23 protein-coding genes are annotated in these 20,782 nt (G+C 43.2%); 12 read left to right on the top strand and 11 right to left on the bottom strand.

The features are described from left to right. Positions 1-19 precede the first annotated feature (19 nt). A complete protein-coding gene (locus tag FN961_RS15490) occupies positions 20-808 on the bottom strand; it encodes a TetR/AcrR family transcriptional regulator (RefSeq protein ID WP_144041086.1) in 789 nt (262 codons plus the stop codon). A 291-nt stretch (positions 809-1,099) separates the two neighbouring features. On the opposite strand from FN961_RS15490, the gene FN961_RS15485 reads away from it, so the two are divergent. From FN961_RS15485 to FN961_RS15470, 4 genes are all read left to right on the top strand, one after another. Then, positions 1,100-2,614, top strand: a complete 1,515-nt coding sequence (locus FN961_RS15485) for a flavocytochrome c (protein ID WP_144041085.1) — start codon at positions 1,100-1,102, stop codon at positions 2,612-2,614. 2 nt (positions 2,615-2,616) lie between these two features. Then, positions 2,617-2,988: a cytochrome c3 family protein gene (locus FN961_RS15480; RefSeq protein ID WP_144041084.1), complete on the top strand. Its 372-nt coding sequence runs from the start codon at positions 2,617-2,619 to the stop codon at positions 2,986-2,988. Between the two features lie 319 nt (positions 2,989-3,307). Next, positions 3,308-4,051 carry a cupin domain-containing protein gene (locus FN961_RS15475; protein ID WP_144041083.1) on the top strand — a complete coding sequence of 248 codons (744 nt, stop codon included), beginning with the start codon at positions 3,308-3,310 and terminating at the stop codon, positions 4,049-4,051. A gap of 297 nt (positions 4,052-4,348) precedes the next feature. Next, positions 4,349-4,972 carry an outer membrane beta-barrel protein gene (locus tag FN961_RS15470; protein ID WP_144041082.1) on the top strand — a complete coding sequence of 208 codons (624 nt, stop codon included), beginning with the start codon at positions 4,349-4,351 and terminating at the stop codon, positions 4,970-4,972. Positions 4,973-5,050: 78 nt separating this feature from the next. On the opposite strand, the gene FN961_RS15465 is transcribed toward FN961_RS15470, so the two are convergent. Next, positions 5,051-6,532: a Na+/H+ antiporter NhaC family protein gene (locus FN961_RS15465; protein ID WP_144041081.1), complete on the bottom strand. Its 1,482-nt coding sequence runs from the start codon at positions 6,530-6,532 to the stop codon at positions 5,051-5,053. A gap of 176 nt (positions 6,533-6,708) precedes the next feature. Here FN961_RS15465 and FN961_RS15460 point away from each other — a divergent pair, with 176 nt between their 5' ends. Continuing rightward, positions 6,709-6,912 (top strand): cell division protein ZapB, encoded by a 204-nt coding sequence (locus FN961_RS15460; RefSeq protein ID WP_144041080.1) that lies wholly within the window; start codon positions 6,709-6,711, stop codon positions 6,910-6,912. A gap of 27 nt (positions 6,913-6,939) precedes the next feature. On the opposite strand, the gene FN961_RS15455 is transcribed toward FN961_RS15460, so the two are convergent. The 6 genes from FN961_RS15455 to FN961_RS25840 form a co-directional block, all read right to left on the bottom strand. Then, the gene (locus FN961_RS15455; protein WP_144041079.1) at positions 6,940-7,152 is read right to left on the bottom strand and encodes a DUF1107 domain-containing protein; all 213 of its coding nucleotides are present in this window, start codon (positions 7,150-7,152) and stop codon (positions 6,940-6,942) included. A gap of 524 nt (positions 7,153-7,676) precedes the next feature. Further along, positions 7,677-8,288 carry a thiol:disulfide interchange protein DsbA/DsbL gene (locus FN961_RS15450; RefSeq protein ID WP_144041078.1) on the bottom strand — a complete coding sequence of 204 codons (612 nt, stop codon included), beginning with the start codon at positions 8,286-8,288 and terminating at the stop codon, positions 7,677-7,679. Positions 8,289-8,412: 124 nt separating this feature from the next. After that, positions 8,413-9,417: a serine/threonine protein kinase gene (locus FN961_RS15445; protein ID WP_144041077.1), complete on the bottom strand. Its 1,005-nt coding sequence runs from the start codon at positions 9,415-9,417 to the stop codon at positions 8,413-8,415. Then, positions 9,414-9,707 (bottom strand): DUF3630 family protein, encoded by a 294-nt coding sequence (locus FN961_RS15440; RefSeq protein ID WP_144041076.1) that lies wholly within the window; start codon positions 9,705-9,707, stop codon positions 9,414-9,416. Before FN961_RS15440 ends, FN961_RS15445 begins: the two co-directional genes overlap by 4 nt. A 76-nt stretch (positions 9,708-9,783) precedes the next feature. Next, positions 9,784-10,074, bottom strand: coding sequence for a hypothetical protein (locus FN961_RS15435; protein WP_144041075.1), 291 nt, complete (start codon positions 10,072-10,074; stop codon positions 9,784-9,786). A gap of 96 nt (positions 10,075-10,170) precedes the next feature. After that, a complete protein-coding gene (locus FN961_RS25840; protein WP_342353819.1) occupies positions 10,171-11,016 on the bottom strand; it encodes a hypothetical protein in 846 nt (281 codons plus the stop codon). 499 nt (positions 11,017-11,515) lie between these two features. Here FN961_RS25840 and FN961_RS15420 point away from each other — a divergent pair, with 499 nt between their 5' ends. The 6 genes from FN961_RS15420 (at position 11,516) to FN961_RS15390 (ending at position 17,424) form a co-directional block, all read left to right on the top strand. Continuing rightward, positions 11,516-11,905 carry a nitrous oxide-stimulated promoter family protein gene (locus tag FN961_RS15420; RefSeq protein WP_144041073.1) on the top strand — a complete coding sequence of 130 codons (390 nt, stop codon included), beginning with the start codon at positions 11,516-11,518 and terminating at the stop codon, positions 11,903-11,905. 413 nt (positions 11,906-12,318) lie between these two features. Then, entirely contained in the window at positions 12,319-13,227 is a 909-nt protein-coding gene (locus FN961_RS15410; protein WP_144041071.1) for a hypothetical protein, read from the top strand. Between the two features lie 110 nt (positions 13,228-13,337). Then, on the top strand, positions 13,338-15,419 hold the full coding sequence (locus FN961_RS15405) for a S9 family peptidase (RefSeq protein ID WP_144041070.1): 2,082 nt from the start codon (positions 13,338-13,340) through the stop codon (positions 15,417-15,419). A gap of 95 nt (positions 15,420-15,514) precedes the next feature. Further along, positions 15,515-16,078, top strand: a complete 564-nt coding sequence (locus tag FN961_RS15400) for a lipid-binding SYLF domain-containing protein (RefSeq protein WP_144041069.1) — start codon at positions 15,515-15,517, stop codon at positions 16,076-16,078. A 25-nt stretch (positions 16,079-16,103) separates the two neighbouring features. Then, the gene (locus FN961_RS15395) at positions 16,104-16,451 is read left to right on the top strand and encodes a hypothetical protein (protein ID WP_144041068.1); all 348 of its coding nucleotides are present in this window, start codon (positions 16,104-16,106) and stop codon (positions 16,449-16,451) included. Between the two features lie 403 nt (positions 16,452-16,854). Further along, complete coding sequence (locus tag FN961_RS15390; protein WP_144041067.1) at positions 16,855-17,424, top strand: hypothetical protein; 570 nt, start codon at positions 16,855-16,857, stop codon at positions 17,422-17,424. Positions 17,425-17,810: 386 nt separating this feature from the next. Here the strand turns inward: FN961_RS15390 and FN961_RS15385 are convergent, their stop codons facing one another. Together FN961_RS15385 and FN961_RS15380 are read right to left on the bottom strand one after the other, a co-directional pair. Beyond that, positions 17,811-18,395, bottom strand: coding sequence for a hypothetical protein (locus tag FN961_RS15385; protein ID WP_144041066.1), 585 nt, complete (start codon positions 18,393-18,395; stop codon positions 17,811-17,813). 73 nt (positions 18,396-18,468) lie between these two features. Further along, positions 18,469-19,383 carry a LysR family transcriptional regulator gene (locus FN961_RS15380; RefSeq protein WP_229814709.1) on the bottom strand — a complete coding sequence of 305 codons (915 nt, stop codon included), beginning with the start codon at positions 19,381-19,383 and terminating at the stop codon, positions 18,469-18,471. Between the two features lie 90 nt (positions 19,384-19,473). Between FN961_RS15380 and FN961_RS15375 the strand changes: the two genes are divergently transcribed. Beyond that, positions 19,474-20,415 (top strand): cysteine hydrolase family protein, encoded by a 942-nt coding sequence (locus FN961_RS15375; RefSeq protein WP_144041065.1) that lies wholly within the window; start codon positions 19,474-19,476, stop codon positions 20,413-20,415. On the opposite strand, the gene FN961_RS15370 is transcribed toward FN961_RS15375, so the two are convergent. Continuing rightward, the gene (locus FN961_RS15370; protein ID WP_144041064.1) at positions 20,416-20,763 is read right to left on the bottom strand and encodes a YkvA family protein; all 348 of its coding nucleotides are present in this window, start codon (positions 20,761-20,763) and stop codon (positions 20,416-20,418) included. Positions 20,764-20,782: the final 19 nt, after the last annotated feature.

The following is a 20,782-nucleotide window of genomic DNA, read 5'->3' as shown; positions in this document are numbered from 1 at the left end:
GGGGTTAGCCTAAGAAACTTCAACCCGTCGCCTGTAAACCTGAACAGCTCGTTTCAGCTTCTGTCGGCGCGCTTGATATTGCTCTACAAGCGGCGCAACTCATATGATCACGATAATGCTTATCAAAAAAAGCAGATGAGCGAGACTCGAGTGAATCAAACAAATCATGCGTAAGCGGTTTACGCCATTTATATTGGCCCATTAACTTAGCCAGATGGCGATAGCATGTTTCACGTCGGTGACTTAGATATTTTACATCGACCAATTGACTCTCAAATTGAGTTAAAGACCCCGTTAAATAAAAAGTGATCCCTTGCACTAACTCCATCACTTGTAATGGTGTGGCCTCTAACTCGCCACGTTCAATCGCCTCATAGAGAGAATCAGTGAACCATTTCCAAAAAGCATTAATGCGTTTTTTAAAACGATCGACTTTTTCATCGCTGGCCAACTGCCACACCATGGTATTGACCGACACCGAGCGCAGAGTAAAAAAGCTTTTACTGCGCTTTATCGTCTCAAAGGTAAACAGTATCGGTAACAGGACTTTCTCTTGGGCGGTTAAATCAGGGTGTTTGTTGATGAATATCTGTAGATGATTCGAGGTCGCACTGCGCAAAAATAGGCAGACTAATACGTCTTCTTTACGCTCAAAAAACTTATATAAAGTCCCCGTTGAGCACCCCACCTCTTTCGCCAATTGCGAGAACCTAAATGACACGATACCTTGCGTCTCGATCAACTGTTCTGCGGCATCAAGTATTTGATTACAACGCAGCATTGGCAGTGTTTCAGTAGGACATTTCATCTATAAAAAGCCAGTTTATGTAATTAAACCGATTATGCACTTTTAATCATTTTCCCTTAGAGATATCTCATCTAATCGGGATTCACTTCACGCAAATATACCCAAACTTTGACGCCATATAGAATCTGTTCACATTCTATGTTCGTAAATCATTGTCATGTTGAGAGAAAAGATCTTCGAGAGCTAACTCACGAATATGTTTGTCACTGAAAACATGACGTGACTCAGTTCACCTTTAATCACTGACATTGCGCTTATCTTTACCCTATTCCTATTATTGAGGGTCACAGAATGCAAGGTAGAAGAAACTTTTTAAAGCTCAGTGCCGGCGCTGCCGTTGGTAGCTTAGCAGCAACATTACCCAGTACCGTACAAGCTAACACTTGTCATGAGATTAACTGGGATGAAACCTTTGATGTGATTATTATCGGCTCAGGCTTTGCTGGCCTCTCTGCCGCGATTAACCTCAAACGCAGTGGTATCAAATCTGTATTAGTCCTAGAGAAGATGATGCAGTTTGGCGGTAACTCAGCCATTAATGGCGGCTGGTTCGCCGTGCCTAAAAACCCAATCCAGTTATCACAAGGCATACTTGATGATTCGCCCGAAGAACTGGTAAATGACCAAGTCACTGCAGGTCGAGGGATGGCCTCAAAAGAACACTTACAAGCTATCGCAAATCATGCTTTAGATTCATACCACTTGTGCGTTGACTCAGGCGTTAAATTTCGCGAAGGGTTCAACATGCTGGTAGGGGGTCATAACAAGGCGCGTGCTATACGCACTGTGGATGGCACTGGTGGTGAAATTACACGTAACTTGTATCAAGTGGCTAAAAACGAAGGGGGTGATTTACGACTTCAACAATATGTTGAAGACTTTGTCATGGACGGCAATAGAATTATCGGCCTTAAAGTACGTAGTGGATTTCGATACCCAAATCTAAGCACGGGTGAAATTACACACATTAAAACCAACAAAGTGGTCATTGCGACAGGCGGCTTTGCAATGAACAAACAGCTTTGTAATCTGTTAGACCCTTCTATTGATCCGACGATGGATTGCACAAACGCAAAAGGCGCGACTGGTGAAGTCACCCTTACCGCTATGTCTCATGGCGCAATGCCAGTTCATATGAACATGATTCAGACCGGTCATTGGGGCTCACCAGACGAAGGCGGCTTTGGCTGGTCTAACGCCTTATTATCCATCACGTTCCATGAAGGTATGATAGCAAGCGTATTAGATGGTAATCGTTTTATGAATGAACGTTTAGATCGCAAATATTGCTCTGACCGTATTTTAGCCCAACGTAATCCTGACAACACCCCCGCATACCCAATCGCGTTTTTTAACTATAACGACTACCCGAACGACGACAGAGTCGTGCGCGCATTGCGTGATGAAATGGCGTGGAAAGTTGACAGCATTGAGGAGCTAGCGGCCAAGTTTGATGTGGATGCTAGCGCCCTAAAAGCATCAATCACATTACACAATAAACATGTCGAAAATCGTGAAGACCCACTTTTCGGTCGATTAATGGATACCGCAAAACACCTGACTCCCCCTTTTGTAGTTTCCCGTATCTGGCCAAAAGTGCATTACTGCATGGGCGGTTTAAAAACCGATGTTGATGGCCGAGTGATTGGATCTAAAAATCTAGCACCACTGCCAAACCTATATGCGATTGGTGAAGCGACTGGCGGTGTCCATGGCGTCAACCGCCTCTCATCTTGCGCTTGTTTAGAAGGTTTAGCGGGCGGATTTATCGTTAGCAAAACAATTAACACAGATATGGAGGTTTAGTCATGAAGACATTTATTGCCGCTTTAACATTACTCATATCTATTTCTAGCACCGTTTATGCTGGTGATTTGATCACGGCTAAAGGAAAAACCTTAGGTCGTGATAACCATTCATTTATTTATGAAGAAAAAGACGCATGTAAAACGTGTCATGTTAATGCCAAGAAAAACACTAACGATGCAGCCTGTGTAGAGTGCCATGGGACAATTAGCACTATAGACATCGATACCAGTCGTCTTGTTAACGCACATGCAAACCCTCACAAGTCAGTACATTATGGTGAAGCAATTAGCTGTATCGCTTGTCATGCTGAACATAAAGTTAAAGCACCTTTATGCTCTGAGTGCCATAGAACGTGGTTCAAAGAGATGTAATTTATATTGCCAATATAACTCATCGGCTCTGGTTGTTTATCAGAGCCGTCCTTAATCCCACACGCTACACGTCACTCATCTCCCCCGAGCAGTAAGCCTTACCATTCGCCTGAATAAGTTCGACTGCCGCTTTACCTCTAAAAATACGTCACTGATAACTTTATTCGCGATCTCGCTCACGAATAACTTTGCTGCTCAAAACATTGCGTGATCCAATTCAATTTAACCAAGTAACTATCACTTTATTCTTAGCTTAAGCAACTAATTACAATAAAAAATATGGCAGCGTAAAGCTAAGCTAGATTTTAATAGGAAGAGAGTGATGAAACTAAAAATGATGTTCGGGATCGCAGCGTTAGCGTCGACTTCAGTCATGGCAGAAGGTCCGCAATGTAACCATACACAACTGCCTTACCAACAGATGACGCCTGTGCCATATGACAGCACCCCCTACTCGCCACAAGACACCATGCCTGAGCAATGTAGCAACCCTGAAGTTGAAGCGTATATCGCCGCTTGGGAAGCGGGTGAGATTGACTTTAAAACGATTAAATCGAACAGCAGTATTCCCGCCGATCAGCAATTTTGTAAATCATTAGATGACGACGGTAATGTACTCGAAATTCAAGACTGTGATAAATCAAAATCACCAGTTGGCTATATTTGGAAAGAACTGTCAGATAGCCCTGTGGTTATCGGGATCACTGACGGCAGAAAATCAGACCATGCACCGCACTTTCATGGTCAGCCTGAGTGCTACTATGTAGTCAACGGTGAAGGTCAGACTCTTGCGGATAACCAGTTCAAGAAACTTGGCACAGGCCAGTACTTCTATATTCCTGGTGCAACTATTCACAACACACCCATTATGACGGATGAAGGTTTGGGCGTAATGTATTGGTACCCTAATAATGCGAATTTCAATGGATTCAAATATTACTGGCGTAACGATGTGAAAAACTTGCATGTTGCTGAAGAGGCCTTCGACCGTGTCGATGAGATCCGTAAACGCGATCTCAACCTAGGTCCTTATGGAACTAACGACGCTATTTTTAAAAAATAAGCCAAATTGATCTCTTGGGGCTGATGCAAACCCCAAGAAATTAACGAGATCTGAATATCCCCGCTTAACTAACATGCAATACTGAGCAAGATAAACGCCAAAAACAACAAAATATAAACATAAACCCAACCTAAAGAGGTCCAGATAATACAATTATTGAACAGGACGGCTGGATATTAACATCCAATTAATACAAACACTTGTACTAAACGACGGTTCAGTTCTTGTTCAGCTAATGCCATCTACTATGCCCTCAACGAAACAAAAACCTTATTATTCAAAGAGTGAGAGCATATTATGAAAAAGCAATCTTTAGCATTAGCCGCTGTTCTAGCCACCGCAATTTCAGCACCAACAATGGCAGCAGATTGGTTCGTCGGTGGTGCCGTAGGTGCCCAGCAAAACACTTACAAAGGTTCTTATACTCCTGAACTACAAAACCCAATCGCAGGTGTATCTCAAACTGAACACATTAAAGAAACCGAAAACAACGTAATCTATGAAGTTAGAGCCGGTGTTTACTTAAATGATGCTAACCGTGTTTATGGTACTTACTCATACAACTCAGATGATTTCACTAAGCAGCAAAGCTTTTTAATGTCATATGATTACCTCGTCGGACTTGGTGCTTCCAACAAGTTAAACTGGTTTATTGGTGCAACTGCAGGTATGAACCATCTGAGCCCAGAAACAAATGAGTTTGATTCTAAGAACCGTTTTGTTTGGGGTGGTCAAACAGGTTTGATGTATAAGATTAACGATAACCTAAGTACTGAAATTGGTTACCGTTACCTTAAGCAGGATTATGATATCAGTAATGCACCAGTGCCTACACCTTACAATGGCGTAGTTGCAGGTTCTGAGACCGCATCACTAAATGATAGCCAGCAACTATATCTATCAGTTGATTACCGCTTCTAAGCGAGCTAGTTAGCTAAAAAAGCCCCGCAAGGGGCTTTTTGCTATAAACAAATCGGCCTCAGTATCTAATTCCTTCGTTCAGCCCTCTACTTGTAAAACTCCTCTTCTAAAAAATCTCGTCAGTAGAAAGAAAAGACCTCCTGCGGTGATCATAACCATCAGCCAAACGCCATAGACTGGCAAAGCCAAGTTAGTTAGTTGATATCCCAAAAGTGATGTGAGAGCTGCGATCATCGCAAAAGGAAGTTGAGTAATAACATGGGAGTGTGGTTCACAACCACTGCTAGTTGCGCTCAACACGCTAGTATCTGATATGGGGGAACAGTGATCACCAAACACCGCTCCCGCCATTACCGCACTGAGCGCAGGGACCAATAAAGTGACATCGACAACTGCGGCAATCTCACCACCGATAGGGATCATGATTGCAAATGTCCCCCAGCTTGAACCCGTCGTAAACGCCATCACCGCACACAATAGAAACATACCAGCGAGAAGAAAGTGCTCCGACATAAACTGCTCGGCCCAGCCAGCCAATAACTTCGCGACACCTAAGTCACTAATCACAGCACCAATCATCCAAGTAAAAATTAAAATTCCTATCGCAAAACTGATGCCCTGAATACCTGCCAATATATCTTTTATCAGCTGACTAAGACTTCGGCCAGATAATTTGAGTAATACGACACTAGTCAGCATTGCCAATATACAGGCATTACGCATTGAGCTACCGATATCAGCATTAGACAACCAATCGGTGATGCTCCAATTATCAGACGCTGTCGCCCCTGACCATAATGTGAATCCTATCGAAGCGAGCAGCAATGTCGCCATCGGAACACCCAGCAACCAAGGGCTACCAAGCTTCACAGACTCCCTGACTATGACTGTACTGTTCAGCGGTGTAAAACCACTACCATACCAGGCAGCCAACAAGGACAAACCAATGACGGTTATCGCATAAAAGTTCATTTGCGCCATCTCCATAAATGCCTGCAATGGAGAGACGGGCAACAAGGTGATCCCAGCTAGTATTGCCATCACGTATGGCCCCCAGCTTGAGAAAGGCAACAATGAGCATAAAGGGGAAGCATTCGAGTCAACTAAATAAGCAATTTGCTCTTTAGGCATACCGTAACGCTGACTCAATGGCTGACAAACATGACCCACTGCAATGCAGCTAAAGATCCCATCGATGAAAACTATCCAGCTTAGAAACACTACTCCCAACCTAGCTTGCCTGCCATTTCGAATTCTATGATACAGCCAGTCGGCAAACGAATTTACCGCGCCACCTCGAGCCAATAATTGGGTCATTGCGCCAAGTAACACCATCGCTGCTAACACATTCAAATGCCAAGATTGCCAACTCCCATCGGCATAAACTTGATGGCTTGCCGTTACCGCTAAATATTCCACAGCCTTGAATGGATTAAATGAAGCTATCATCAACGCGCCAGAGATAATTCCGACACCCAAAGCCAAAAGGGTTCGCCTAACTGTTAAGGCTAAAATGAGCGTCAGAGCCAAAGGCAAGAGTAGAAAAACACTTGTCGTCATTGAAATGTTCCACGGGGAAATTAAGAGGAGAATCAGAGCGATATTATAACACGTACAAAAAAAACACGATTCATACGAATATACAGAGATATTTTAGACATTCAGCATAATTAACTATTCACTACTGTATGTGCACTGATAGAATCAACTACCATCCAGAAACTACTAGGACTCCCATGAGCCTTGAACTACTGTCCAAACTGGAGACAAAAATCCAGGCAGCACTTGAAACTATCGAGCTACTAAAAATGGAGCTTGAAGAAGAGAAGCAGAAGAGCATCGGACTGACTGAGCAAAACCAACAACTAAGTCAGGATCTCAATTCTTGGAATGAGAAAGTGACTGGACTCGTTGGCTTGCTCAATGATGAAGTGAACTAAAAGCCTGTATTGTACGAATGCGAAGATTTACGCTATCTTCGCTTCGCTACTTTGAGTTTCTATCAACTCATTTAACTCAAGTACTGCCTGCTTTACCTCTGGTAAGCTTTTCCTTGGCAATAAAAATCTCCCTTTTTCAAACTCTAAACGACCCAAGTCTTTAACCCAGATCACCCCAGACAAAAATATACGTGCATGCTTAACAATAAGCTTAGGTGCATAGACAGGAAATACTCTCACATTGGCCTCCTATTACCGATACAGATTTTCTTATTAATTATGGATACTAGTTCAGATTTTGACAGGATATTTCCATAAGAGTTGCATTAAAGAATGTATATAATTGTAAGTATTTGAAACCAACCTTGTCTGACATCTATTTCCCCCCTTCTGTTAAACGAATATCCACCAAAGATTAATTAAATTGGCACTTGCCAATAAATTGACTCCCTGTTAAGTTAGATTTGTTACTCAGGGTAAAACTGAGCCTCATGGCTCAACTGCCGTATTTCTTGCGACCAGGAAATACGGTTTTTTTATGCCTTTTAAACAGCTATTTAAGTCAATACTTGAACTCTAGATGGTGTACTTTCTGCGTAAAATCTCCTGATGCATTACAATTTGTTAAGCATTCCTGCTGGATAGTCACCAAAACACCTGACACAAATCCCTTCAATCGCTATCCCTGCGATCAGGGATAAGTACATCCATGTACAAAAAAGGAGCCGTTAGGCTCCTTTAATCAATGAGTAATGACTCAGTGTTTATTTTTTACTTGTTAAGTAATAAGCGATATCGAGTAGCTCGTCATAAGACTTAATCGCCCCAGTCTCTACGCGATACTTACCGTTAACGACAAGCGCTGGTACACCTGAGATTTGTGCATTTTCAGTCGCTCGCTTCATCTGTGACATTTGAGCACTCACCATGAATGAACTTGCCGCAGCATCGAAATCTTTACCATCAACGCCATTATCAATGAATAGATTACGAACATCATCACGATTCGTGAAGTGTTGCTTCTTCTCATGGATAGCACTGAATATGGCTTTTTCAATCTTATCTTCAACTTTCAATTGATGAGCCACAGCAAAAGCACGTGACATTTCAGTGCCCATCTCTCTACCGATAAACTCAACATGGTTCTGCTTGAACACAACACCTTCTGGTAGATTCGCTTTTATTTGAGGAACTTGTACTTTAGAAAAGTTATAACAGTGGCCACAATAAAACGAGAAATACTCAGTGATTTCAGGCTTAGCAGTCGCTGGACCGTCATTGAGCACAGTGTAATGCACACCCTCTTTATAATCAGCAGCGAGTGCTGCCATTGGCGCTGTTAGTAGGGCTAGGGCAATCAGTAATGCTTTTTTCATGATGATTCCTTGTTCTTTGCGCAATACGCTAGGTAATTTTAATAATTTGAAGAATAACATAATGTTCTTTGGAGTCCATCTCAAGCGTATTAGTTCATTTTTCTGTTACAAAATGAGAGTTATACTAATATCCGGGGATAAGACTCAGTGCTGGTTCATCGAGTACCGCAAGTTGTTCCTTAAATGAAAGGATCTGTTGCTCCCAATATTTCTCCTCTCCGTACCACGGAAAATTCATAGGAAAAGCAGGGTCTTCCCAGCGGCGACTCAGCCAAGCATTGTAATGTAACATGCGCATAGCGCGTAACGGTTCAATCAATGTTAACTCTTTAGCGTCAAAATCACAGAACTCTTCATAGGCTTCAAGCAAGATCTCTAATTGGAGTTGTTTCTGCTGTCTATCACCAGTGATCATCATCCAAAGGTCTTGAATAGCAGGTCCGGTACGCGCATCGTCTAGATCAACAAAGCCCGGCCCATCAGGCGTCCATAAAATATTGCCCGGATGCAGATCGCCATGTAAACGTATCTGTTTAGGGTTCTGTTTAGCCCAGATCTCTTTTGATTTATCTAGTACCTGTTCCACAATCGTAAAATAGGGCAAGACTAACGAAGAGGGAACATGACCGGATTCTTTCAGCCACAGCAGAGATTCATCCCCTAACACCTGAGGATTGACTAAATCACGATGTTTAAACTTCCCCTGCTGCGAAAATTGGTGAATACGTCCGATAAAACGTCCGGTAGCCTCCAACTGCTCTAAGTTATCCACCTCAAACGAGCGGCCACCGATCGATGGGAATAGAGCGAATCTAAAACCTTTATACTCATGTAGTGAGCGGCCATTGATAATGATTGGGGTTGCAACAGGGATCTCTTCGTCGAAAAGAGACTGAGAAAAATCATGTTCCTCCTGGATCTGTTCATTACTCCAACGTTCAGGACGATAAAATTTCACCACATAGCGTACGCCATTGTCACAACGAAATTGATAAACTCTATTCTCATAACTATTGAGTGCTAACAGACCTGTTTCTGGGTAGATCCCCAAACTTTCAATCGCATCTAGAATGAGATCAGGCGTTAATGCCTGATAGTGAAACGCCGCACCTTGGTTTTCTTGGTTCATTTTTGTTGCTCCAACAGGCTAGCGAGAAACTCTAGCACTTCAAATTCATCATCCCGCGTAACCGATAACCAGCAGATATCCCCATAAAACTCATAATTAAGTTGCATCAAGGTACCTTCAAACTCCAGTAGCCACTGGTGCCTGTCCGCTCCCCATTGGCGCTCTAAGATTTTGGCATCAATGGAGCTAGATAATGGTTCGGCAAACAACTCAAAAGCTTCAAAGTCGATATTGGCCTCAATCGACAAACTGTTCGACGTAGGATCAAGCTGTACTGATGTTAACTTCATTAATGAGCTCTCTTAAATACAGGTATTACATGCGCTAACTATGGAGAAAAAGATGATCATTTTTGGTTAATCAGACTTAAAAAATTAAGGAATCAACGAATGTCTGACACGTTAATGAACCCGTGTCGTTTGCTACACATTGCTGACCACATTGAAAGCTGCCGACACCAGAATCACTCAACTTGACCATCCCAGCTCCCTTCATCAGACACTGCTCTGACGTCGAATAATATCCAGCGATATGCTCACTTGGTTTCGCAGCGGTAGAAATACTCGCCTCGTCTGCGTAATAAAATAGAGTCCACTCAGGGTTTTGCGTACAAGCCGTCAAAGAAGAGATAAATAAACCCAGTAAAACGAACCTCATAAACACTCCAAAATGGCGTTAAACAGCAGCCAATAAAAAAGGCGAACCTAAGTTCGCCTCATTTTACACAGCTTACGCCAATACTAATACGCTGTTTTACTTTTTCGCTTTAGCCTTCGCTTTTTCGATCCGAACAATTCGTCCTTCGAACCCAGTCACAGTACCATCACTCAAACCGTAGCTTGTGGCCTTTTGACAAACGCTTATCGCTTCATCGAACCGACCAGTATCATTAAGCAGAGTTGAAAGATGCATGAAACCAGCCCCTTTCTCACTCGATGGCGATGCTAACGAGGCGAACAACTCGAGATAATCAGGTGTTAACCCTGCGCCGTAATCAGCATACTCAGCCTGCTTACGTTGTTTGTAACATTCACCAATTGCGGCCAATAGAGCCTGATGCTTTACGCTTGTATCTGATGCACCACGGTATTCCACCAGCGCATTGGCTAATTTATCATTCGCCCACGATTCATCAGATTGTGCTGGCTCTGGCTCTGGCTCTGGCTCTGGCTCTGGCTCTGGCTCTGGCTCTGGCTCTGGCTCTGGCTCTGGCTCTGGCTCTGGCTCTGGCTCTGGCTCTGCAGGAGTATCAACGGGCAAGGTCACTGCTGCAACCACCACCTCTTCTGGAGCTATCGACTGATTGTCACTTGCAGACTTTTCATTATCGACACTGTCAATTTGATCCATTGAGTCAATGTCGGCGACCTTTTCCACTTCCGTTTCTTCAGCTAAAGGAGTCACGACAGCCTTTACAGCTGAACCTTCCTCAACTTGAGCTTCATCTGCTGACGACTTCTCGACTGCAGGCACTTCTTCAATCTCTTTTTCGCCAGGCTTATTTACTTCCTGTTCGTCTTCGGCCAGTCGTTTAGCGCGTCTATAAAGATAAACGCCTAAAGCAACCAGTAATACAATGGCTAAATATTTCATTGTCATCCACCAGTGATTTCCTACTAAATCTAAATAATTTGGTTAAGTTTAACTAGCCATAAATGTACAACTAGTAACCAGTATTATTAATCCATTCTCTTGCTATAAATCAAGTGTTTATCTAGTTTTTTATTTCAAATCGTCAAATTTCTTATTTTTATTACCACCAACTCCCATTTATTCAGGAGTATTACACAATAAAATATTTAAATAAAACGAGAAAAATCAACAACGACTTAAGGTTATCAGCACATGTAAAATCACAGCTTTAACACTAAGAAATAGATAAATACTTGCACCATTATATCTAACAATTCAGCCAGAAGGGCGTAGATGGCACATTAATTAATGAACAACCAAAGCTTAAGTTCTCTTTCTTTGTACTTTTAAAGCGCTATTTTGTGCGCACCTTCATGGATTATACTGCTGAACCCTCTAAAATAAGCTTAAGCATTTGAGTCAATGACTCCAATTATCAAATAGATCTAACCATTTGGAGCTAGCAATGGCAAAACATGAGTTATTAAGCGGTAAGTTACTCTACGAATACAGAACCATTGCCGCAATGGTACAGATCTATTGCAAAGCTCATCACCACAACACTACCGTCGACCAATGCGAGGAATGTGTCACATTTTTAGCCTACGCCCATACACGCCTCGATCGCTGTCCCTATGGGCAAGATAAACCAACCTGTAATAAGTGCCCAGTCCATTGCTACAAGCCACATATGAAAGCAAAAGCACGAGAAATCATGATATTTGCAGGCCCTAGAATGCTTCTCCCTCATCCGGTCATGGCCATACGCCACCTGCTCGCCGAACGTTCTGCTGCCCCTGGAAAACCTCCATCACATGTATCTAATCGACACATAAGAAAATCTCAAGAGTCTTAAAGATAAATGAATACTGCCAGGTAGCCTGCTGGCAGCTCATATGCTTATTTATCGCTGGATAGGAATCCACAAAGACCTAATACCAATCAGTATAAGAAGTTGATCTACTCAGAGTGTTTTTTGGCAAACTAATTCAAGGCGAATGGATGACATAATGGTTATTCCCTTATGAGTTCATTCAACGCAGAAGTAGGCAGCCAAAAACACTCCTTACAGGCGAGTTTTAGCGGTTCTGATACTGTGTTAACGAGCTTAACCGTAGGAATAACTATGCTCTTCACTCGTTGCCTTGCCTCAGAACCGCTAAACTCTCGCTGAGCGATCAAATCTTTATACTGATTGGTATAATACTTGATTAAAATCTCAGCCATCCCCTTGCTTCTAACCTGCAATTAATACAACAATGAATTGCTATGAATGAATTCAACAGTTTTTTCTCTCAAGGATATTGGTGGCTCTCTCTATTCGGCGGGCTTCATTGTATCGGTTTAGGCCTTTATATCCGTTACGTTTACCGCGAAGGAAACGGCAATAATAAGTTACTGGGCAGTATCTTTAGTTTGATGGGCCTGTATTTCTTTACCGGTATGCTGAACCGAGACAACTCCCCCGTTCCCATACATCTACTCTTCACCCTTATCATCCCTTTTTACTTTCTGCTCATGCCACTTCTCTATCTTTACTGCTATAGAAGCCTAAACAACATCAAGCTTGAATTACGACTTTCAGCACATTTTTATCTAGCACTCATTGTTGCTTTAGCAGTGCTTATTATCTCTATTGAAAGCAAAAGCTTTGTGCTTGATTTCAGTAATACTTTGGAATTAGGAGAATTCAGTTTTACCCATTTAGGCGCTCTCGCAACACTGCTTCCCGGCATGCTCTCTATTCAAACCCTCATCTACTTCATTCTCATTATTGAGATGTTGCGAAGATACAAAGGTCGTTCACGAAAAGCGCACCAAGAAAGTTTACAAGACATCAAGTTTCATTGGTTGCTAGTACTCACCCTCGCCTTGATGTGCAACTGGTTAGTGCGAACCCTACTCGTAATTCTGCCCTTTTATCTGGGCGATCAAATATCTGAAATCCCCCAAGCAATGGCTCGCCTATTACTCTTGCTGACTGTGTATGTTCTCGCTATTTATGGGCTCAAGCAGATCACTAAAGCCGCCTATTTGCGGGGCAAACTCAATCGCCATAAACACACATTAATCAATCCACTCAAAACCAGTAATCAACTGTTAAATTCAGAAGAGCTCAATTACCTCCATCAACTAATGAGGGAAGATAATCAAGAAGATGAAAAGCAACACCAATAGCTCAAAGTCACTTAAAAAATCAATTAAGAAGATTAACAAATAGATTAACGCTTTTTAACGTCTCTCATTTTAAGCTATTGTGTCTACAAATAATAAAACAAGGGACCACCATGGGAAAGCTAAGTCGTTTGAGTATGCTGGCAGTCATCAGCAGTGTACTTGCATCAACCTCATCTATCGCAGCAACACAAAGAACACACATCATTACCACAGACGACTTTTTCGATATTGGTGGCATGTCCAGTGTCCAACTCAGTCCCGATGGAAAGCAAGCCGTTTGGCTCGAATCACGCTGGGATAAAGAGCTAGATAAAAGCCAACGTGATCTATGGCTACTGGATACGAAAAGCCGTGAATCCCAGCGCATGACATTTACTAATGAAAGCGAATCCAGCCCTCAGTGGAGCCCTGATGGTCAGTACATCTATTATTTGAGTTCAATCAAACAAGAGAAAGCCAAAGCACCTTACAACGGCAAAAAACAAGTGTTTCGACTGTCCGTCAGCAGTGGTAATAGCCAACCCATGACGAAAGAAGTCGATGGTGTTAACGGCTTTCAATTGAGCCAAGACGGCAGTAGCCTCTACTTCTTAGCCACCAAAACGGTTAAAGACAAAGACGAGTGGGCCTCGATGCGTGCTAGCCATTCAGCGCCAAAATATGGCCATGGTGAGCGTAAAACCAATCCGTTGTACCAGCTGGATCTACAACACTTTAAACAAGAGTTGTTACTCGATGACGATAAGGTTGTCTGGGAGTTTAAGGTCAACAATGACGGCAGTAAAATTGCCCGTATAACCACCGATGACAATGAACTTGTTCGGCTTGAAGGCTGGTCAGATATCGAAGTCTTTGACACGGCAACACAAACAAACTCTATCCTTGCTGATACTCAATGGCGAGACAATGCGCCATCTCCCTATGGCTGGTTACTTGGACTGGCTTGGCAAGATAATAATACCGAACTAGCCTTTCGAATCGATTTCGATGGTCATCCGGGTAAGTTATTTATTGCCAATGCAACCGCGAGCACCAAACCCTCTTTTGAGCTCACTCGCGAAGGTGATGTGACCTTAAACTCGGGTGATATCAAATGGCGGCCTAACAGCGACGAGATTTGTTACCGTGGCAGCGATCATGGCCGAGTTAAACTCTTCTGCACCCAAGTCGAAGATGGCGAGCAAGGCGACACCCGCAACGTCATCAAGGGCGACATGGTTATTGGCAGCTATAGTTTTAGTCAAAATGGTAAATCAGTCGCCTTTAGTCACAATGGGCTAGATCATTTCTCTGACATGTTCATTGCCGACGCCAATCGCAAAAATGCCAAAGCCAAACGCCTTAGCAATATCAACCCCCAAGTCGACAATTGGCAGTTACCTCAGATATCAATCGTCAAATGGACAGCTCCTGATGGCGCAGTCGTCGAGGGAATATTGGATCTACCCGCAGGTTACAAACAAGAGGATGGCCCACTGCCTTTAATTGTTCAAATTCACGGCGGCCCGACTTCAGCAACGCCCTATGCGTTACAACATAGATCTTATGGTCGCTCTACTTTTACCGCTGATGGTTGGGCACTACTATCACCAAACTACCGTGGTTCAACTGGCTACGGCGACAAGTTCTTAACCGATCTTGTCGGTCAAGAGCATGTTATCGAAGTTAATGACATCATGGCGGGAGTTGATAATCTTATCCAAGCTGGCATTGCCGACGGCGATAAGATGGCGGTTATGGGATGGAGTAACGGAGGTTACCTAACCAATGCATTAATCAGTACCAATACCCGATTTAAAGCGGCAAGTTCTGGCGCAGGCGTCTTCGATCAACGCTTGCAGTGGATGCTCGAAGATACCCCCGGCCATGTCATTAACTTTATGGAAGGTCTGCCTTGGGAGAAGCCTGATGCTTATACTCATGGTTCATCCCTAAGCCATGCCGATAAAATAAAGACTCCAACCTTAATCCACATCGGTGAGAACGATCAGCGTGTTCCTGTTGGGCATGCACAAGGCCTATATCGCGCCCTTAAGCATTACCTCAATGTGCCAGTGGAGCTTATCGTCTACCCAGATGAGGGTCATGGTTTAAGTAAATACCAGCACCGAAAAGCCAAGATGGAATGGGATCAAAAATGGTTCAATCACTATGTTTTGGGCAACGAAGTCTCGGGGGAGAAGAGTAACTGAATATAAGCTGACTACTCTGCAAAAAAGCGCCCTAAAAGGCGCTTTTTTAGTTTTAGGTGAGTATGCTGAAGCTAGCAATTGAAACGGAGTACATTATGAAAAAGTTTATCAGCCTGATCTCAGCAACATGCTTGGCCGCCACGCTTATGTTCTCACAAGCCGTCCTAGCCGATGAAGAGTACACCGACACTATCGCCAAATTTAAAATGGCCAATGACACTCACAAGTTTTTCGACAACGCTTATGGTTACGCTATCTTCCCCACCGTAGGTAAAGGCGGTTTCGGCATTGGCGCAGCCTACGGTAAAGGTAAAGTGTTCCGTAACCAAGGCTACACTGGGGACACTAGCTTGACGCAGATATCCTTAGGTTTTCAAATCGGAGGCCAGGCCTACAGCGAGATTATTTTCTTTAAAAATGCCAAAGCCTATGACGCCTTCACCAGTGGCAGTTTTGAGTTTGGTGCCCAAGCTTCAGCTGTCGCCATCACCATAGGTGCAAATGCCCAAGCTGGCACCACAGGTAACTCAAGCGGCGCAGGAGGCAAGGTCGCTAAAGCGTCATACATCAATGGAATGGCAGTCTATACCATGGCCAAAGGCGGTTTGATGTTTGAAGCAGCACTAGCTGGACAATCATTTACCTTTGAAGAGAAGTGATCATCATCAACGAGGGGAGTCGATAATGAAGCCAATGAGCATATACGCCATCATATTCAGCGCTTTACTCAGTGGCATCGCAACACCTTTGATGGCAGACACGATGAAATCACGCTGTGATATTTTTGATAAACCTCAGGGGGAGCTTATTACCTCAACCCCCTGTACTTTCTCCCAAAGACAAGGCCATATCAGCATCTACCGAGATGATGGCGTCAACTACCATTTATCACCAGTGGAACAAGCCAATCTCGGCACCTTCGAAGATGAAAATGGTAAGTGGGTATATCGACAATCAGGACTCGGCTCAAGTGGCCTGATTTTCAAAATGCCAAGTGAGTATTTATATCTGTATTGGGGAAAAGCTGACTAACTTGCCCGATGTAAGTTTGAGATATCTGTGGATGGGATCATTGGGCGGGATTGGTATTTGGCGGCTTGATTTAAAACATAACCTTGCGTGTATTTATTGCCTGCAGCAGACTGATGTGTAGCGACTTCAGTGAGAAGACACAAGTACAACCCCGGCAGTCTCTACACCTAATTGTTTATCTCTCCGATTTAGAAATTTTGGGGTTACCAAGTTTAAAAAACGACTATGAAGTCCAGATTCAGAGAAAAGAAGAAAGTTTATACTACATCCACATATTGCCGCCTTCCCCACTTAGTTTAATTGACTGCAAACACTTTATTTCTTAGCCAAAAATGCTTGTCATTTGTTTTTGTTAAAGATATGTTTCTTTGCAAATGGAATATAATTTTTAATAATAGAGGCAATGATGCTTAAAAAACTGGCAACAGTGACAATTTTATCAGTATTGGTAATCGCTTGTGGTAGTACAAACAAAAAAGCACAAACAGAAAAAATCACTAATAAGGTTGAAATAACCACTGCTGACGTTGATTCGACTGTAAGTAAACCCATGCCATTGACATCAAAATCGTTGATTTTAGAAGATATGCAATTTAGTGAAGGTATGGTTGAGGATAAGATTAAAGCTGAATGCAAAATGCTAGCATCATTATCTGAATCAATTTTGACTAATAGTGAACGTTATCCTTATCAATTGATCACACGTAAAGATGTTAAACCAACTCAACATGACAATATTATCGTCAAAGTGGATTATATTGATGTCGTGCCGCAGAAATTCAGTATTTGGGCGATTCATCCAGTCTCTGTTGCGACCCTAAAAGTGTCGTTAATCAAAGATGATAAAGAGCTTAAGTCTGCAACAAAAGAGATTGGTACTAAAGTCGCTTGGGGAACTTGTGACCGATTAGAGAAAATTGCCAAAGCCGGTGGGAAGTTTGTTGCCAAATGGACTGCAAATCAACTCAATTAAGCCAAATCGAAGAGATAAATAAACTGGTGTAGTTGCGACTGCGAGTTTTGGCAGCATGGATGCTGCCGTAAAGCTTATAGGGATATATTTACAGCGTTTCGCCGAAGTATCTGCACATGCGCTCACCGCAGGTGATAGATTACAATAAAAGTATGGTCTTCAAAGATTAGCCCAATACCAATTCAAAACTAACTAATAAGAAATGTACCTAATCTTCATTTGAAGATGGCTAACTCAATCGCATCTCACAAACCCTTCTCAAAGAAATAGTACACATCCTCCGCTGGCAAGCGATGGAGACCAATGAAGGTATTACCTTCAACAGTCCCATCCAATACCAAGTGAACCAAATATAAAAATGTAATCAGCCTTCATTCAAAGGCCTGTTATTTATGTCCCCAAGGCACGGGTGGCAACGCTACTGGTTTGGTGAGATCAAAGTCGACTCTAAAATCGCGATTATCTCGAGTGAGTCGATAGGTAAACTCGTCTGGTTTGACGTACATATGCCATACGTTAGTGACTGACACATCTAAGCCGTTATCTCTGAAGTTATTTATAGAATAAGCATCGACGGGGAAAGATTGCTCGGTTGTACTGCCCATATAGGCAGTAACACCGCCATACATGGTCACCTTGTCTTCACTGCCATCTTTATGGCGATGATCATGGGCTAGGTGTAAACCATACTGAGTCTTGGTGATCACCCAAGTACGGGAGTGGTCATCGCCCACATGAAATGGCACTTTAAGTTCGTTATCACTGCATTCGCGTACATGCATAATCAGCTTCTTACCACTGAAGGCGGAATCAGCTGAAGTACCACCAATAACAGAACCTTCGAATGCTTTACCACAATGAGCAGCTAGATTATCGAAAAAGGCACTTTGTTCCGTGGTCACGGCTTGAGCCGACAAGCTAAACAATGAAGCGGTTAACAGACCAATGTGTGAGTATTTTATTGTTGTCATTATTATCTCCGATGATTTGTGATTAACCCTATCATAAGCAGATAAATTTTAACTTAAGCTCTGGGAGATATTTTTACCCCTCCCCTAGATTGCTCACTCGGCCAAATGCCATCTTTAATCGATCCACAAATCGCCTTAACACGAGTGGTAGTTGCTGCTGGTAAGAGTGAAGAGCGTACACATCCCTCACCTCTCCTTGGTAATCTGGCAGCACTCTTTGCAATTGACCTGATGCTAAATCGTCCTGCACAAAAATGGAGGGCGTAAGACCAATGCCTGCACCACACTTCACGCTGTTAATCGCACTAATGGAGGTATTCACCTTCAGCAGTTTATCACTACTAAACACCATATTTTCACCATGAGGCCCCTCCAATAGAGCTTGCTGCTGCCAGGGTAAAATGACCAAATGTTGCATGTTAATCACTTTATCGGTAACACGGTTTTTGGCTAAGTACGCTGGTGATGCCACCAGAATACTGCTGAGCTTACCAATCAATATGGCGTGATATGCGCTGTCTTTTTGCTGCCCCACTGAGATGGCTAAATCCAAGTTGTTTTGCAACAAATCCAATCGCTCATCACTAAACAGAAGCTCCGGCACTAACTTCGGATACTCATGACAAAGCTGAGCCACGATTGGTGTCACTAAACTCGATTCAAAAGCATGGGGAGCTGTGATCGCAATACGCCCTGCGGGCGCCAGTTCATGGGACTTAACCTCTTCAATAGTTGTCATCAGTAGGTCGAGTAGCTGCTCACTTCGCTCTGCAAGCTGCTGCCCAACCACGGTGAGGTTTAACTGGCGAGTACTGCGGTTCAAAAGGCGTACGCCTAAATCAGCCTCTAGCTGACTCACGTATTGGCTCACTGCCGATTTGGTGTGACCTAAAGACTCGGCTGCTGCGGTAAAGGAGCCTTTCTTAATCACCTCATCAAATACCAACATTTGATAAGCAAGCCGCCTTTGTTCACTTTTTATGAACATTAATTTCACTTTCTGGTTAATTATTAAAGAATCAAATAACAATAAACTGCTTAGCATAGAAAAACAAATCGATTAATCAGGAGTAACACCATGAGTCAGTCAATACGCCAGTCAGTGATGCAAGCAAGCCGTGAATGGATAGCGAACTTTAACCTAGGTAATGTTCAAGCGTGTATCGAACGCTATTTGCCTGAGGCAAACATGCAGGTTTCTCCATTTGGCCGTTTCGATGGAAGAGATGCCATCGGCGCATTTTGGAGCGAGTTTGCCAAAAGTGGCCCAACTCAACTTGTTTACCGTAATGTCGAGATTAAAGTACTAAACGATAAACAAGCCATATTATCAGCCAACTGGTCGATGAATATTGCCAGTGGTTTTATCAGTAAGGAGCTTTGGACATTAAGTGATGACGGACAGTGGTATTTAGCAGAGGATGATTTCAGTGTCTTGACTCAATTAGCCGCACCGCTTGAGCAACACATGCGCACATCGCTGGTATTGGTTGATCTACAAAATGACTATTTCCCCGGCGGACGCTTCCCACTAGACAACACAGACGAAGCCACTAAACAAGCTAAAACACTGCTGACTCACTTTAGGGAACAAGGGCTCCCGGTTATCCACATTCAGCATATTTTCGAAGATGAGAACGCGGCATTCTTTACCGACAACACACCCGGTATTGAGATAGCGTTGAGCGTGGCACCACAGAAAAGTGAGCCACTAGTCGTCAAACATCAAGTAGACAGCTTTATTGACACCTCCCTTGAGCAAACACTCGTTGAGCTTGGGATTGAAAAGCTAGTGATCGTTGGCGCAATGGCCCAAGCCTGTGTACAAACGATTGCTCGCAGTGCCACCAATAAGGGTTATCACTGTGAAGTCATTAGCGATGCCATCGCAGCACCGACATTGGGCTACGGTGAGCATGACTTCAGCGGAGAACAGCTTGTTGCTGCCAACCTACTGTCTCTTTCGTTTGGTGGCGCTGAAGCAATTACAACCGCTGAGTGGTTGAATAAAAATAGCTAATTAATCAAACCAAGTTGCTGTTTTTTCAGCGGCTTGGTTTTTAACATTGTCATCGATATACATCGACACCATCGCTAAAGCAGCAGCCAGTGCACCTAAGTCATCGGTAAAACCCACAAAGGGGGTTAGATCAGGTATCGCATCCAATGGAGAGATAAAGTAGGCCAGCGCGCCAAAAATAACCGTCTTGGCCCACTTTGGCGTATCCGGTCTTTTTGCTGCGTAGTAAAGACACAGCGCATTATCGATAACTTCTCGCCCCGCTTTTTTAGCAAACTGTTTCACCTTAAGCCAGAAACCATCTTCGCTATAACCATCCGTTGCCGCATTATCTGAATTATCATTCATCGAAAACTCCTTGAAAAAA

Origin of the sequence: Shewanella hanedai (assembly GCF_007197645.1) — a bacterium.
Taxonomy (GTDB): domain Bacteria; phylum Pseudomonadota; class Gammaproteobacteria; order Enterobacterales; family Shewanellaceae; genus Shewanella; species Shewanella hanedai.
Note: the sequence above shows the minus strand (reverse complement) of the source record. Positions and strands in the feature narration are given on the sequence as shown.

What these genes read in the sequence shown, in the direction of transcription:
- FN961_RS15490 (WP_144041086.1), bottom strand. Translation starts at nt 808, where the DNA reads ATGAAATGTCCTACTGAAACACTGCCAATGCTGCGTTGTAATCAAATA.
- FN961_RS15485 (WP_144041085.1), top strand. Translation starts at nt 1,100, where the DNA reads ATGCAAGGTAGAAGAAACTTTTTAAAGCTCAGTGCCGGCGCTGCCGTT.
- FN961_RS15480 (WP_144041084.1), top strand. Translation starts at nt 2,617, where the DNA reads ATGAAGACATTTATTGCCGCTTTAACATTACTCATATCTATTTCTAGC.
- FN961_RS15470 (WP_144041082.1), top strand. Translation starts at nt 4,349, where the DNA reads ATGAAAAAGCAATCTTTAGCATTAGCCGCTGTTCTAGCCACCGCAATT.
- FN961_RS15465 (WP_144041081.1), bottom strand. Translation starts at nt 6,532, where the DNA reads ATGACGACAAGTGTTTTTCTACTCTTGCCTTTGGCTCTGACGCTCATT.
- FN961_RS15460 (WP_144041080.1), top strand. Translation starts at nt 6,709, where the DNA reads ATGAGCCTTGAACTACTGTCCAAACTGGAGACAAAAATCCAGGCAGCA.
- FN961_RS15450 (WP_144041078.1), bottom strand. Translation starts at nt 8,288, where the DNA reads ATGAAAAAAGCATTACTGATTGCCCTAGCCCTACTAACAGCGCCAATG.
- FN961_RS15445 (WP_144041077.1), bottom strand. Translation starts at nt 9,417, where the DNA reads ATGAACCAAGAAAACCAAGGTGCGGCGTTTCACTATCAGGCATTAACG.
- FN961_RS15440 (WP_144041076.1), bottom strand. Translation starts at nt 9,707, where the DNA reads ATGAAGTTAACATCAGTACAGCTTGATCCTACGTCGAACAGTTTGTCG.
- FN961_RS15435 (WP_144041075.1), bottom strand. Translation starts at nt 10,074, where the DNA reads ATGAGGTTCGTTTTACTGGGTTTATTTATCTCTTCTTTGACGGCTTGT.
- FN961_RS25840 (WP_342353819.1), bottom strand. Translation starts at nt 11,016, where the DNA reads ATGACAATGAAATATTTAGCCATTGTATTACTGGTTGCTTTAGGCGTT.
- FN961_RS15420 (WP_144041073.1), top strand. Translation starts at nt 11,516, where the DNA reads ATGGCAAAACATGAGTTATTAAGCGGTAAGTTACTCTACGAATACAGA.
- FN961_RS15410 (WP_144041071.1), top strand. Translation starts at nt 12,319, where the DNA reads ATGAATGAATTCAACAGTTTTTTCTCTCAAGGATATTGGTGGCTCTCT.
- FN961_RS15405 (WP_144041070.1), top strand. Translation starts at nt 13,338, where the DNA reads ATGGGAAAGCTAAGTCGTTTGAGTATGCTGGCAGTCATCAGCAGTGTA.
- FN961_RS15400 (WP_144041069.1), top strand. Translation starts at nt 15,515, where the DNA reads ATGAAAAAGTTTATCAGCCTGATCTCAGCAACATGCTTGGCCGCCACG.
- FN961_RS15395 (WP_144041068.1), top strand. Translation starts at nt 16,104, where the DNA reads ATGAAGCCAATGAGCATATACGCCATCATATTCAGCGCTTTACTCAGT.
- FN961_RS15390 (WP_144041067.1), top strand. Translation starts at nt 16,855, where the DNA reads ATGATGCTTAAAAAACTGGCAACAGTGACAATTTTATCAGTATTGGTA.
- FN961_RS15385 (WP_144041066.1), bottom strand. Translation starts at nt 18,395, where the DNA reads ATGACAACAATAAAATACTCACACATTGGTCTGTTAACCGCTTCATTG.
- FN961_RS15380 (WP_229814709.1), bottom strand. Translation starts at nt 19,383, where the DNA reads ATGTTCATAAAAAGTGAACAAAGGCGGCTTGCTTATCAAATGTTGGTA.
- FN961_RS15375 (WP_144041065.1), top strand. Translation starts at nt 19,474, where the DNA reads ATGAGTCAGTCAATACGCCAGTCAGTGATGCAAGCAAGCCGTGAATGG.
- FN961_RS15370 (WP_144041064.1), bottom strand. Translation starts at nt 20,763, where the DNA reads ATGAATGATAATTCAGATAATGCGGCAACGGATGGTTATAGCGAAGAT.